13 protein-coding genes and 1 pseudogene are annotated in these 12,414 nt (G+C 64.1%); 6 read left to right on the top strand and 8 right to left on the bottom strand.

Going from position 1 to position 12,414, the window contains the following annotated elements:
* The first annotated feature begins 109 nt into the window (after positions 1-109).
* The 3 genes from DUGA2_RS24555 to DUGA2_RS24545 all read left to right on the top strand — a co-directional run bounded on the left by DUGA2_RS24555 (position 110) and on the right by DUGA2_RS24545 (position 4,812).
* On the top strand, positions 110-3,382 hold the full coding sequence (locus tag DUGA2_RS24555) for a winged helix-turn-helix domain-containing protein (RefSeq protein WP_070272052.1): 3,273 nt from the start codon (positions 110-112) through the stop codon (positions 3,380-3,382).
* The gene (locus tag DUGA2_RS24550) at positions 3,379-3,747 is read left to right on the top strand and encodes a hypothetical protein (protein ID WP_141753370.1); all 369 of its coding nucleotides are present in this window, start codon (positions 3,379-3,381) and stop codon (positions 3,745-3,747) included. Before DUGA2_RS24555 ends, DUGA2_RS24550 begins: the two co-directional genes overlap by 4 nt.
* 105 nt (positions 3,748-3,852) lie before the next feature.
* Complete coding sequence (locus DUGA2_RS24545; protein WP_070272050.1) at positions 3,853-4,812, top strand: succinylglutamate desuccinylase/aspartoacylase family protein; 960 nt, start codon at positions 3,853-3,855, stop codon at positions 4,810-4,812.
* On the opposite strand, the gene sugE is transcribed toward DUGA2_RS24545, so the two are convergent.
* The gene (gene sugE, locus DUGA2_RS24540; protein WP_070272049.1) at positions 4,813-5,130 is read right to left on the bottom strand and encodes a quaternary ammonium compound efflux SMR transporter SugE; all 318 of its coding nucleotides are present in this window, start codon (positions 5,128-5,130) and stop codon (positions 4,813-4,815) included.
* 119 nt (positions 5,131-5,249) lie between these two features.
* Between sugE and DUGA2_RS24535 the strand changes: the two genes are divergently transcribed.
* Positions 5,250-5,606 (top strand): DUF1304 domain-containing protein, encoded by a 357-nt coding sequence (locus DUGA2_RS24535; protein ID WP_070272048.1) that lies wholly within the window; start codon positions 5,250-5,252, stop codon positions 5,604-5,606.
* A 34-nt stretch (positions 5,607-5,640) separates the two neighbouring features.
* On the opposite strand, the gene DUGA2_RS24530 is transcribed toward DUGA2_RS24535, so the two are convergent.
* Positions 5,641-6,699, bottom strand: coding sequence for a hypothetical protein (locus DUGA2_RS24530; RefSeq protein WP_070272047.1), 1,059 nt, complete (start codon positions 6,697-6,699; stop codon positions 5,641-5,643).
* 127 nt (positions 6,700-6,826) lie between these two features.
* Here DUGA2_RS24530 and DUGA2_RS24525 point away from each other — a divergent pair, with 127 nt between their 5' ends.
* Together DUGA2_RS24525 and DUGA2_RS24520 are read left to right on the top strand one after the other, a co-directional pair.
* Entirely contained in the window at positions 6,827-7,123 is a 297-nt protein-coding gene (locus tag DUGA2_RS24525; protein WP_008447701.1) for a helix-turn-helix transcriptional regulator, read from the top strand.
* A 10-nt stretch (positions 7,124-7,133) separates the two neighbouring features.
* Positions 7,134-8,189 (top strand): alkene reductase, encoded by a 1,056-nt coding sequence (locus DUGA2_RS24520; RefSeq protein WP_070272046.1) that lies wholly within the window; start codon positions 7,134-7,136, stop codon positions 8,187-8,189.
* 9 nt (positions 8,190-8,198) lie between these two features.
* Here DUGA2_RS24520 and DUGA2_RS24515 read toward each other — a convergent pair whose 3' ends face one another.
* The 6 genes and pseudogenes from DUGA2_RS24515 to DUGA2_RS34095 all read right to left on the bottom strand — a co-directional run.
* Positions 8,199-9,155 (bottom strand): MBL fold metallo-hydrolase, encoded by a 957-nt coding sequence (locus DUGA2_RS24515; RefSeq protein WP_210402594.1) that lies wholly within the window; start codon positions 9,153-9,155, stop codon positions 8,199-8,201.
* Positions 9,156-9,225: 70 nt separating this feature from the next.
* Positions 9,226-10,275 (bottom strand): acetate kinase, encoded by a 1,050-nt coding sequence (locus tag DUGA2_RS24510; RefSeq protein ID WP_070272045.1) that lies wholly within the window; start codon positions 10,273-10,275, stop codon positions 9,226-9,228.
* A 21-nt stretch (positions 10,276-10,296) separates the two neighbouring features.
* Positions 10,297-10,788 carry a hypothetical protein gene (locus DUGA2_RS24505; RefSeq protein ID WP_070272044.1) on the bottom strand — a complete coding sequence of 164 codons (492 nt, stop codon included), beginning with the start codon at positions 10,786-10,788 and terminating at the stop codon, positions 10,297-10,299.
* Positions 10,789-10,800: 12 nt separating this feature from the next.
* Entirely contained in the window at positions 10,801-11,475 is a 675-nt protein-coding gene (locus DUGA2_RS24500; RefSeq protein WP_070272043.1) for a C39 family peptidase, read from the bottom strand.
* Positions 11,472-11,873, bottom strand: a complete 402-nt coding sequence (locus tag DUGA2_RS24495; protein WP_070272042.1) for a hypothetical protein — start codon at positions 11,871-11,873, stop codon at positions 11,472-11,474. Before DUGA2_RS24495 ends, DUGA2_RS24500 begins: the two co-directional genes overlap by 4 nt.
* Before the next feature lie 56 nt (positions 11,874-11,929).
* Positions 11,930-12,414, bottom strand: a pseudogene (locus tag DUGA2_RS34095) (hypothetical protein); the annotation flags it as partial.

The raw sequence follows: 12,414 nt of genomic DNA, 5'->3' as shown, positions 1-12,414 counted from the left end.
TAGATATGAAACAACTGTAACCATACAGACTAAAAATGGCCTTCCGAAAACCTTCCGAATGCCAAGTTGTTGATTACAAAGAACTTATATCCGAACAAAGAAGGTCCGCGTGAATCACAAAAGTTTTCGTTTCGGGCAGTGGCGGGTCGATCCCGCCACCAATACACTCAGTTGCGGCGACCTGAGCCGCCAGCTGGAACCCCGCGCCATGGATGTTTTATTGCACTTATGCAAACATCCGCATGTCGTCGTTTCAGCCGAAACCCTGCTCGACGCATGCTGGGGCGACATCTCCCCCAGCGACAACGCCGTACATAAAATCATCACCCAGCTACGGCGCGCGCTAGACGATTCGGCGGTCGAACCGCGCTATATCGAAACCATCCGCAAGCGCGGCTATCGTTTGCTGGCCGAGCTCAGCTACGACGACGACGTCAGCAACGGCAGCTGGCTGCACGCCTCGCCATTCCGCGGCCTGGAAGCCTTCGAAGAGCAGCACGCCGCCATCTTCTTCGGCCGCAAGCTCGGCGTCGACCAGCTGGTGCAAGTGGTGGTTAGCCAGGTGCAGGCCGCCTGCGCGATGGTGCTGGTGCTCGGTCCGTCCGGCGCCGGCAAGACCTCGCTGGTGCAGGCCGGCCTGATCCCCGCCCTGAAAGCGGGCGCCGCGCCGGCCGAATCCGGCGTGGCGATCGCCAGCCATCTGCAACTGGACTGCGCCGACATGGGCCAGGCCAGCCTGCTCGACACCCTGGCCAGCGTGCTGCTCGATGCCGAGCTGGACGGCCAGCTGCTGTTTGAAAACACCAGCGCCGTATCGCTGGCCCAGCGCCTGGCGCAGGACCTGCCGGGCCTGATCGCCCAGTTACAGACGCGGCTGCCGGCGATCCGCCTGATGCTGTTCATCGACCGCTTCGAAGCCATCTTCCGCCTGCCGCATATCGGCGAGCAGGAGCGGGCCGTGTTCATCCACGTGCTCGACCAGCTGGCGCGTTCCGGCTGCATCTTGCTGGTGCTGGCCTGCCGCAACGACTTCTACCCGCACCTGACGGCCTACCCTGCGCTGATGAGCATGAAGCTGCGCGGCGGCCACTTCGACCTGGCGCCGCCCGGCGCGGCCGACATCGCCCAGATCATCCGCCATCCTGTGCAAGTGGCGCAATTGCGCTACACGGTCGATGCCGCCGGCGAATCGCTGGACCAGGTGCTGATCGACGCCGCCAAGGCCGGCCCGGACACGCTGCCGCTGCTGCAATACTGTCTGCAGGAACTGTATCGCCTGCGCAGTCCCGATGGCGAGCTTAGCCACGCCAGCTTCCACGCGCTCGGCGGGCTGGAAGGCGCCATCGGCGCGCGTGCCGAACAGGTGATTTCGGCGCTGGGCAGCGCGCAGATCGCCGCGCTGCCGCATGTGCTGTCGCAGCTAGTGCTGGTGGCGGAAGATGAATCCACCGTCACCTCGCGCCGAGTGCCGTGGTCGGCGCTGCGCAACGAGGCCGATCATGGGCTGGTGCAGGCGCTGGTCGATGCGCACTTGTTCGTCAGCGATCTGCACGGCGGAGCGCCGGCCTTCGGCATCGCCCACGAAGCGCTGCTGCGGCGCTGGCCGCGCGTGGTGGCGTGGATCGAGGAACACCGCCAGGCCTTGCAGGTGCGCAGCCGCGTCAGCGCGCAAGCCAAGCGTTGGCAGGACAGCGGCCGCAAGCCCGACATGCTGCTGCCATCGGGCACCCAGGCGAACCAAGCGCGCCAGCTGCTCAAGACCAGCGACTTCAGCTTCACGCCGCAGGAGCAGGCCTTTGTCCACGCCTCGCTGCAAGGCGTGCGGCGCGGCGAGCGGCTGCGCTTGACGATCACCATCGTCATGGCTGGCCTGGCGCTGCTGGCCGGCGGCCTGTTCCTGATGGCGCGCTCGGCGCAGCAGGCAGCCGAACAGCACCGCACCGAGGCCGAGGAATTGATGGGCTACATGCTGGGCGACTTCGTCGACAAGCTGCGCCCGCTGGGCAAGCTGGACCTGCTCGACAGCGTCAGCAACCGGGCGCTGAAATATCTGTCCGATCCGATGCGTAGCGATGATGGCGATGCGGCGTTGGCCCAACGTGCCAAGTCCTTGCAAGTGCTGTCTGAAGTAAAGATTTCGCGCGGCGACCCAGCCGGCGCCAACACCGCGCTGCTGGCCGGCCGTGACATCCTCCGTCACCAACTGAAATCCAAACCGGATGACTTGGCGCTGCTCAAAAGCGCGGGCGAAAATGCCTTCTGGCTGGGGCAGATTCAGCTCGATCAGAAAGCATGGGACAAATCTCAGGAATACTTTGAGCAGTACCGGAGCTACGCCGACCGTCAAGCAGCAGTCGCGCCAACCTCGACAGATGCGTGGATTGAGCAGTCCTACGCCCACAACAATCTTGGCACCGTCGCCCTGCGGCGCGGAGACACGCAGCGCGCCGCCGATGAATTTGCACTGTCCGTCGATTTGAAACAACGCGCTTATGCGCAGACACCAAAAAACAAACGTCTCGCCGCCGATCTCGCCGACAGTCTTTCGTGGCAAGCCCGCGCTCAGCTGCAACTGGGGCAGTTGGCGTTGGCCGAAACACTAGGGGCACGCGAGCTCGCCCTGCTGCAAACACTGCGTGACGCCCATCCCGCCGAGACATTGTGGGTCAACCGCCTGTCATCTGCCTGGTCGCATCAAGCCGACCTCCGCCAGGCACGCGGCGACCTCGCCGCCAGTCATGAAGCCATGCAGCAGGCATATACGCTGCTACAAACCATCGTGGAGAAAGATAACAGCAACCGGAATTGGCAGCGTAATTTATACATCGCCGAGGTAGGTCTCATTGAAACGGAAAACGAAGACCAGAAACCGGCGTCGAAGCTTGCGCGGCTGGATAAACTGGAGCAGAATTTTTCGGAGCTCATCCGCCTGGAACCCAAAAAACTAAACCTTCAAATGGTCCAGGCCAGGGTGCGACGGATCAAGGCGGCGATTCACTTACGGGAGCACCGACTCGCAGACGCCAGCGCCAACTTGGGGCCGGCTGTCGAGAAGCTGGAGCAGCTTTACTCGGCCACGCCCACCGACCAACTGATACGTTCTGTCTTGATCGACGCACTACTCCTGGATGCGGAGCTGAGCGCATATCAAAATGCAGACATCGCACATCGTCGCTGCGAAGCAGTGCAGACATTACTGCGGCCATTGGTCAAAGGGAGCACCGATTTCCGGGTCCTTGCGCCATGGGTCAAAGCCCACGCATGCCTTGGCCAGAATGAACAAGCGGCGCCTATGCGCAAGCAACTCGAGGCGATGTCATATCGTGATCCTGCCTACCTGCAATACCTTTCCACCCACCCACTGAAGAAAGCAAGTTCATGAGTAAATTCATCGCATGCACACCATTCATCAACATTTTGGTAAAGGTCCGGCCCGGAGTAAAACCTGGCACTTACAAGGTCGAAACCATGCCTGCCATTCTTCGCGTTTCGCAAACCGATACGATCATCAACTACCAGATTTTCGATAGCGGCAACGACAATATCGTATTCACCGGCATGACCGTGGTACCGGAAGATAACGATCAATTCAGCGAAGAGAGCATCAGCATCAGCGGCAAACAGCTGACCTTCTGCGACGCTAACACCTCCAAAATGACGCTGAACATCATGCTCCACTTCAAGGATGACGCCGGCGTGCAATTCATGCACGACCCGCAAGTCGAAAACGAGCCTGAAGGCGGCTAAGCTCATCCAGTCCGATGCCGCAGCGATGGGCATCGGACTGCACAATTTCCCATCTTTTGACGCAAGGTATAAACTGTTTACTTTGATGACTCTGATGGGGTAGGCATGATCGTCACTGCCAGCTTGCAGTTCAAATCCATTCAATACAACGGCCAACACCCCGGCACGCGGCTGATCGTCACCGGCGCCGTGCATGGCAACGAGACCTGCGGCACCAAGGCCATCACGCGCGTGATGGAGCAACTGGACAGCGGCCAACTGACGATACGCAACGGCAGCGTCACCTTCGTCCCCATCGTCAATCCGCTGGCCTACGCCAAGGGCGAACGCTCGGGCGACCGCAACCTGAACCGCAACCTGTTCCCCAACCCGAACCCGCAAGACTTCGAAGACCGCGTCGCCAACTGGCTGTGTCCGCTACTGGCACAGCATGATGTGCTGCTGGACCTGCACTCGTTCAACGCCGCCAGCGAACCGTTCGCCATGGTCGGCCCGCGCGACAACGACGGTCCGCTCGAACCCTTCAAGCACGAGCAGCAGGAACGCGCGATGGCGCGGCGGCTCGGCGTGCGGCGCTTCGTCGACGGCTGGCTGCGCACCTACGGCGCCGGCGTGCAGCGCCGCCTGCGCAATGAAGGCGAACTGCAAACCGTGCTGCGCTACGGCATGGGCACCACCGAATACATGCGCAGCACCGGCGGCTACGCACTGACGCTCGAATGCGGCCAGCACGCCGATCCGCAAGCGCCCGAGGTTGGCTATCGCGCCATCGTCAACACCCTGGCCTTCCTCGGCCTGATCGACGCGCCCTCGCCCGAGCCCATCGCCGACGATGCGATGGAAGCGCTCAGCATGGTGGCGGTGTACGACAAGCAGCATGCGGACGACCGCTTCAGCCGCGCCTGGTCCAGCTTCGATCCGGTGCAGCAAGGTGAACAGATCGGCACCCGCAACGATGGCACGCCGGTGCTGGCCGAGTTCGACGGCCGCATCCTGTTCCCCGACGCCGCCGCCGGCGCCAACAGCGAATGGTATTACCTCACGCGCGCCAATCCTGCTTTCTGATCAGACGGCCGACAGCTTCAGGCCGACGATGCCGCCGATGATCATGGCGATGCAGCCGATGCGCAGCGCGCTGGCCGGTTCGTTCAACACGACAATGCCGAAGATCACGGTGCCGACGGTGCCGATGCCGGTCCAGATCGCGTAGGCGGTGCCCAGCGGCAGCGTGCGCAGGGCCAGGCCCAGCATGGCGACGCTGCCGGCCATGGCGGCCAAGGCCAGCGCCGTCGGCAGCGGCTTGCTGAAGCCGTCGGTGTATTTGAGTCCGACCGCCCAGGTCACTTCCAGCAGGCCGGCAAGGATGAGGATAATCCAGGTCATTGTGTATCTCCGTTGAAAAATTGGCGGAACTATAACACCGCCAGCGTAACTCTGCTGACGGCTTCCCGCCGCAGGCGGCACAGGTCATAATGCCCGTTCAACAATAACAAGGAGCATCCATGCAATTACTGGCGCAGATCGTCACCGGCCTGGTGGCGCTGATACATGTCTACATCGTTCTGCTGGAAACGGTGCTGTTCCAATCGCGCGGCCGCCGCGTGTTCGGACTGAGCAAGGAGAAGGCCGACATCGTCCAGCCGGCGATGTCCAACCAGGGTTGCTACAACGGCTTCCTGGTGGCGGCGCTGGTGGTGGGTTTTGCGCATCCGAATCCGGCGATCGCGTCGGCGTTCACGGTGTTCGGCCTGGCTTGCGTGGCGGTGGCCGGCATCTGGGGCGGCGTGACGGTCAAGCGCACTATCCTGCTGATCCAGACCCTGCCCGCCGTCATCGCCCTGGCCCTGCACTTCGCCTGACATCCGGGGTCAGGTCCGCCATTTCTACACGGCCTCAGCCGTTGGTGGGCTTGACGCCGTTCAGGCTAGGCAAGGCGATGGTCTCGATCACCACCGGCGCCGGTTCCGTCGCGGGCTTGGCGCCGCTGCCGCGCAGCGCCAGCAGCCAGCCGATGCCATCGAACCAGAACGGCGCTCCCAGCGACGAGGCGAAGGCGGTGATGATCCATCCCATCAGCGCGAACATCAACGCGGCCGTGAAGGCGCCCACGCCCTGGTCCCAGGTGCCGACAAAGCGCGACGACGACCAGCCGATCGGCAAGGCTTGCAGCGCCTGCACATCCTTTTTGGCCTCGGCCGCCTGACTCAGCGCCGTAGCTGCCGGAGTGCCTGCTGCTGCGGCTGCGGTCGGTTTCATGCTACCGCCGGCCATGGTGTCGCCAACCTGCTGCGCCGTCCTGGTCGCGAAGGCTTCGTCGCGCCACAGGCGCTGGCTCAGCTGCAGCGCATCGATATTCATCGCCCCGGCATAGAACAAGCCCACGCAGAACAGCACCAGCTGCGAGCGCCGCTTGTACCAGCCGGTGATGCGGTCCATCACCGTGTCGTACCAGATGCGCACCGCGTTCTCCAGCGCGGCCACGTCGTCCGGCCCCTCGCCCATGATGGCCAGCAGCGTGCGGCTCAATCCTTCATTGCCGACATTGGCCAGCAGCAGTGCCGCCGCCTGCCCCTTGCCATACTTGGCGGTCAGCGTCGACACGAACGCCCGCGCGAAGATCGCCGACGGAATATAGGACGGCATGCGCCCCTGCTGCGCCAGGCCGGTGATCAACGGATGCGTCATGACCTCGGCCGACAGCGAATGCGGCCCCAGCTTGGCCAGATTGAAGCCGCTGTCCAGCCGCAGGAAGCGCTGGATCGAGGGAATGATGCCGCGCAGATGAGACTTGCCGGCCGGCTCATGCAGCATGGTCAGCACGCCGTCGACCAGGATCTTGGCCCGGGTCTGGAACAGCGAGGCGATGGCTTCGCGCGTGGCGCTGCACAGCAGGCTCACGGCCAGGAATGTGTAGGACAGCCCGATGGCCACATCCAGGTAATGACTCGACATACGGCCCTCATATACTTCGAACAATGTTCCCATAACATAAATGATTTTTTGGCCGCCAGCACGTTTTTCTTTTATATCGTAAGATGACGATATTGAAATCGGAAAAAGACGATCCATATATCGTTACATGCAAATGGACATAGACGCTATCCACAAAGCCCTCGCCAACCCGATGCGGCGCCAGATCCTGGCGTGGCTGAAGGAGCCCGAGGTGTATTTCTCGGACCAGCAGCATCCGCTGAGCCTGGGAGTATGCGCCGGCCTCATCGACCGGCGTTGTGAACTGTCGCAATCGACGGTGTCGGCGCATCTGGCCACCCTGCTCAAGGCCGGCCTGATCACCTCGCACCGCGTGGGGCAATGGAATTACTTTAAACGCGACGAAGCCCTGATCCAGGCCTTCATCGATCAAATGACACTATAGGAAACTCATCATGGCAAATCTTTTCGACCCGCTCACCATCGGCGACATCACCCTGAAAAACCGCATCGTCATGGCGCCGCTGACCCGCGCCCGCGCCATCGGCGGCGCCCGCGTGCCGAACGCGCTGATGGCCAAGTACTACGAGCAGCGCGCCACCGCCGGCCTGATCCTGAGCGAGGCGACCGCCGTCACGCCGCAGGGCGTGGGCTATGCCGACACCCCGGGCCTGTGGTCCGACGAGCAGGTGGAAGGCTGGAAGCAAGTGACCGAAGCCGTGCACAAGGCCGGCGGCGTGATCTTCGCCCAGTTGTGGCACGTGGGCCGCATCTCCGACCCGAGCTTCCTGAACGGCGAAGCGCCGGTGTCGGCCAGCGCCATCGCGGCCGAAGGCCATGTCAGCCTGCTGCGTCCGCAACGCGCCTATCCGGTGCCGCGCGCGCTCGATACCGAAGAGCTGGCAGGCATCGTCGCCGCCTACAAGAAAGGCGCGGAAAACGCCAAGAAAGCCGGCTTCGACGGCGTGGAAATCCACGGCGCCAACGGCTACCTGCTCGACCAGTTCCTGCAAGACAAAACCAACCAGCGCACCGACAACTACGGCGGTTCGATTGAAAACCGTGCCCGCCTGATGCTGGAAGTGACCGATTCCTGTATCGAAGTCTGGGGCGCCGGCCGCGTGGGCATGCACCTGGCGCCGCGCCGCGATTCGCACGACATGGGCGACTCCAACCCGGCCGCCACCTTCGGCTACGTGGCGCGCGAGTTGGGCAAGCGCAAGATCGCCTTCATCTGCGCGCGCGAAGCGGTGGGCGAAGACAGCCTGGGTCCGTTGTTGAAGAAGGAATTCGGCGGCGTCTACATCGCCAATGAAAAGATGGACAAGCAGACCGCGCAGCAAGTGCTGGACGCCGGCACCGCCGACGCCATCGCTTTCGGCAAGGCCTTCATCTCCAACCCCGACCTGCCGCGCCGCCTGCAACTGGACGCGCCGCTGAACGAGTGGAAGGCCGAAACCTTCTACGCGCCCGCGGAAGAAGGCTACACCGACTACCCAGCGCTGGCTTAAGCTCGTCGCTTAGCGCGGCAACGCGTAGTCCACCGGCACGAAGTCGTAGCCCTTGCCGTTGACGCGCACATGGCCCAGGGCCGGGAACGACAGGTGGGGCGCGCCGATCAGGTAGCCCCCCTTGGCCGCCGCCGCGAACGCTTCCTTGCGTTCGGCGATGGCGATCTTGCTGTCGGTGTCGAAGCTAACGCCGACGCCGGGCGTTTCAAACTGCACCGCCTGCACGTGCAGCAAATCCCCCAGCAGGGCCAGCTTCTGGCCCTTGCTCTCCACCACATACGTGATATGCCCCGGCGTGTGGCCGCCATTGAAGTAGGACTTGATGCCCGGCACCAGCTCGCTGTTGGCGACGATGGGCTGGAACTTGCCCGCCTTGACATAAGGGTTCAGCGACATCATCGCGCCCTGGAAGTCTTCCTTCTCCTCGCCGGTCGCCTTGTCCAGGTTGCTCTGGTTCAGATAGAAATCCGCATCCAGCTTGCCCGCCCGGACCACCGCGTTCGGAAACACGCGCTGCTCGTTGGCCGCCAGTCCGCCCACGTGGTCGCCATGCATATGGCTGATGTAGATCTCGTCGACCTGCTCCGGCTTGTAACCGGAGGCCTTGAAATTGGCCAGCATCTTGCCCGCCGTCGGGCCGAACAGGCTGGCGGCGCCGGCGTCGATCAGCACCAGCTTGCTGCCGGTGTTGATCAGGAAGGCGTTGATCGAGGTCTCCAGCGGACTCTTCTCGAACGAGCGCGCCAGCGCCGCATTGGTCTTGGCCGGCGGCTGCTTGAGCAGCTTGTCGACCGGCAGATCGATGGTGCCGTCGTTGAGCACGGTGATTTCGAAATCGCCCAGCGTGGTGCGGTAGAAGCCTGGCGCCTGGAACTTGGCCATCGGCGCGGCGGCCTGCGCCATCGTACTGGCCATGGCCGCAGCCAGCACGGCTGCGGTTCGGGTCAAGGTGGTCGTCGTGATCATAGCGTCCCTGTTTTTTTAACAATCGAGAATCGCTACGATACCGCAAAATCGGCCTTTCCGGTCACGCGCTCTACAGTGAGAGCGGCATGCGGAACGATAGTTGCACGTCCGGCGTATCGCGCGTGAGCCCCGCGCCCACCGTGATGTTGACGGTGCGCTTGTCATTGAGCCGGTAAGACAAGCCCATCAACAACGTGCCCAGCTGCGTCCGCACCGAACCCGGCACCGGCACGCCGTTCTGCCGCGTGCGCGCGATCGAGCTGTGATCGTAGCCAAAGCTGATCAGCGCCCTGTCGTTCAAGGCCAGGCCCATGCCGAAATTAAAGCCCGCCACATCGCCCGGCGCGACCGTGCCCAGCGGCTCCCATTCGCCGTTCAACACCTTGCGGTTGACGTTGCTGCGCTTGAAGTTGACCAGGTAGCTGACGCCGCCGAACAGGATGGCCGGATCGCTGGCGTACAGCCACGTCAGGCTGGGCTGCACGGCATAGAAGCCGGATCCGGTGGGCAGTTCCAGCGGCAGGCCGGTGCCGGTGGCGTTGGGCCCCACGCAGCGCTTGCTGCAATCGGTGACGACCTTGAACGGATCGGTGCCGGTGCGCGACTTCACGCGCAAGCCGGCCACGTAATACGGCCGGTCCGGCGCTCCCTGGTTGAGCTGGTAGCGCAGCGCCAGCTCGGCGTCGCCCACGCCCTTGCCGCTGGTTTCAAACACCTTGTCGACACCGGTGCCGGTGAACAGCTCGCGGCTGACGGTGGAATCGGTGCGGTACACATAGGGCAGCTTCAACTCCACTTCCGCGCGGTTGCCCAGGCCGTAGCGCAGCGAGACGGCGCCGGTCAGCGTGTTGCGCTTGATCTCGCGCACGTCGACCAGCCCGATCAGCAAGGCCGGGATGATGGTGTAGCCGACCAGCACCACGCGGTTGCTCGACGAATAGCCGAACTGCGCCGACGGCTCCAGCACCAGCTTGCCGCGCGGCGTCAGCACGCCCGGCTGTTCGAACAAGGGCGCCACGGCCGGCGGCGCGGCATCGCCCTGCTGTTGCTGAGCCTGAGCCTGCGCCGCCGCGCACGCCATCCACACCAGCGCACTGGTTTGCCATCTCACACCTCGCATCGCCACCCTCCCTCGTCGTGTTCATTTCGGCCCCACCGCAGCGCTCAGGGCATCGCGCAACATGCTTTCAAAATTGACCGCCTTGAGCAGCGCCAGATTGCTGACCGTGGTGCTGATCGTGGTCTGGCTGCGGATGGCCTGGTCGTTGACGCTGTTCTGTATCAGCAAGGAGCCCAGTGCCGGCGTGGCCTGCATGACGTCGGCCACATTGCCCGCGCCGTTCTGCACCACCACGGCAGCGAGCGCATCGCTGGCCATGCGGGCCTCTTCAGCGCTCAACTTTGTCACATCGGCGATCGCAAAACGACTGTTTGCTACAACACTGCCATTGATCGAGACCAAACGTTCGACACCTAGCGAGACCATGAGTCCGCTGCCCAGCTCGTAGCCGCCGCGCGCCTGTGCCAGCGTGGCGTCGTCGACGGCCAGCCAGCCGTCGGTCGGGTCCGGCAAATCGCCGGCGTGCGCCACCGCCCCGCAGGCCAGCAGCACGGTCAACATCGTTGTGCGCATACGCGCCTCCGTTCAGTAATTGCCGCTGCCGTTCTTGGGCAGCGTGATGTCGGTCAGCGAGCCGCGATTGATGCCCTGCTCCAGCGGCGCGCGCGGCGCCACGCGCCAGTCCGCGGCCTGGTTGAAGTGCGGCTGCCCGCGCCAGTTATGGATCAGGAACAGCAACTGGTCCTGCCACACCGCCTCGAAATCCGCGCGCCGCATCGCCCGCGTGCCGCCGGCCGGATCGCCCAGCAGCACGCGGCCGTCGTCGACGCCCTTGATGACCACGAAATGTTCATAACCGTTTTCGCGGATGCGCACGATGGCCGGAAAGCGCGCCTCGGCCAGCTTGTGCAAGGGCTGCTGATAGCCGTCGGCGATGAAGCCCAGCCCGGCCAGGTAACGCTTCATGTCCAGCAGCGAAAAACCTTCGCGCTGGATTTTCTGTTGGTCGCCCAGCGCGTACATGGCGTCGAACACCTGCCGCTCGCTGACGGGCGTGTCGTAGTGATAGCTGAGCAGCGTCGCCACCGCCGCCGAGCCGCAACTGAAATCGAACTGCTGGCGCACCGTGGATCGGAAGCGCGCCTCCTTCAGGCTGGTGACGTGCAGCGCATAGCTGCCGCCCCCCGCGCCGGGCAAGTCCACCGCGCCCGCCTGGCCGCACGCGATGGCGGCCAGAACTGCATAAGCGTAGGTCTTCATCGCATCTGGATGTTGATGATGGTGGCGTTCTGGATCAGCACATTCGCGCCGGAATTCTGTATCGCCACCGGCAGGCCGGCGGCATTGCTGAACGAGCCGCTGCTGATCGAGTTGGCGCCGGTGTACACATTGACAGCGGAGTTGCCGCTGACCGCGCCGCTCAACTGCATGTCGTTGTTGACCGCATCGGCGCCCGCGCGCTTGCCGGCCAGCCTCGCGGCCGGCACCGCGCTGTTCTCGAACCCGGCCGGATCGGCGGTCGTGATGACGATCGCGCCCGGCAGCAGCACCGGCCGGGACAGCGCCGCCGGCGGCAACAACGGCTCGATCGACGGCGCCGCCAACGCCTTGCCGCCCAGCGCCAAGGCCACAAACAAACTGAAAACTGATGTATGCATACCGTACTCCCTGTAGATGGCGGGATGCGCCATGCTGCGCGCATCCCGCCCCCGCGCTACTTGCCGACCGCCAGATTGGCCTGGACGTTGACGCTCTGCTGCACCAGCGAGGCGATGCCGCTGTTCTGCGCCGTCACCATGATGCCGGCGGCCGACTGGCCGACATTGCTCATGGTGTTGGACATATTGAACGTGCCCGCCGTCACCGACACATCGCCACCGGCGCCGCCCGTGCCGCCTGCCGCCGCGCCGCCCGTGGCCGCACCGCCGGTAATGGTGCCGCCGCTGCCGCCAGTACCGCCGGTGTTCCCACCGCCGCCGCCGCCACCGGCGCCGCCCGCACCGCCGGTCGAACTGCCGTTGGTGGGATTGCCGTTGCTGGCCGTGCCGCCGCTGGCCGCACCACCCGCCGCACCGGCGCCGGCCGTATTGCTGGCCGCACCGGTGCTGGTGGCCGAGCCGCCTGCGCCGCCCGCACCGCCGCCGCCCGTGGTACCGGCCGCGCCTGCGCCACCGGTTTGCGTCACGCCGGCCCCCGCAC

This window comes from Duganella sp. HH101 (genome assembly GCF_001758795.1).
Lineage (GTDB): Bacteria > Pseudomonadota > Gammaproteobacteria > Burkholderiales > Burkholderiaceae_D > Rugamonas > Rugamonas rivuli.
Note: the sequence above shows the minus strand (reverse complement) of the source record. Positions and strands in the feature narration are given on the sequence as shown.

Coding starts and splice junctions, on each gene's coding strand:
- DUGA2_RS24550 (WP_141753370.1), top strand. CDS start 3,379: ATGAGTAAATTCATCGCATGCACACCATTCATCAACATTTTGGTAAAG.
- DUGA2_RS24530 (WP_070272047.1), bottom strand. CDS start 6,699: ATGTCGAGTCATTACCTGGATGTGGCCATCGGGCTGTCCTACACATTC.
- DUGA2_RS24505 (WP_070272044.1), bottom strand. CDS start 10,788: ATGCGCACAACGATGTTGACCGTGCTGCTGGCCTGCGGGGCGGTGGCG.
- DUGA2_RS24510 (WP_070272045.1), bottom strand. CDS start 10,275: ATGCGAGGTGTGAGATGGCAAACCAGTGCGCTGGTGTGGATGGCGTGC.
- DUGA2_RS24545 (WP_070272050.1), top strand. CDS start 3,853: ATGATCGTCACTGCCAGCTTGCAGTTCAAATCCATTCAATACAACGGC.
- DUGA2_RS24525 (WP_008447701.1), top strand. CDS start 6,827: ATGCAAATGGACATAGACGCTATCCACAAAGCCCTCGCCAACCCGATG.
- DUGA2_RS24520 (WP_070272046.1), top strand. CDS start 7,134: ATGGCAAATCTTTTCGACCCGCTCACCATCGGCGACATCACCCTGAAA.
- sugE (WP_070272049.1), bottom strand. CDS start 5,130: ATGACCTGGATTATCCTCATCCTTGCCGGCCTGCTGGAAGTGACCTGG.
- DUGA2_RS24495 (WP_070272042.1), bottom strand. CDS start 11,873: ATGCATACATCAGTTTTCAGTTTGTTTGTGGCCTTGGCGCTGGGCGGC.
- DUGA2_RS24500 (WP_070272043.1), bottom strand. CDS start 11,475: ATGAAGACCTACGCTTATGCAGTTCTGGCCGCCATCGCGTGCGGCCAG.
- DUGA2_RS24535 (WP_070272048.1), top strand. CDS start 5,250: ATGCAATTACTGGCGCAGATCGTCACCGGCCTGGTGGCGCTGATACAT.
- DUGA2_RS24515 (WP_210402594.1), bottom strand. CDS start 9,155: ATGATCACGACGACCACCTTGACCCGAACCGCAGCCGTGCTGGCTGCG.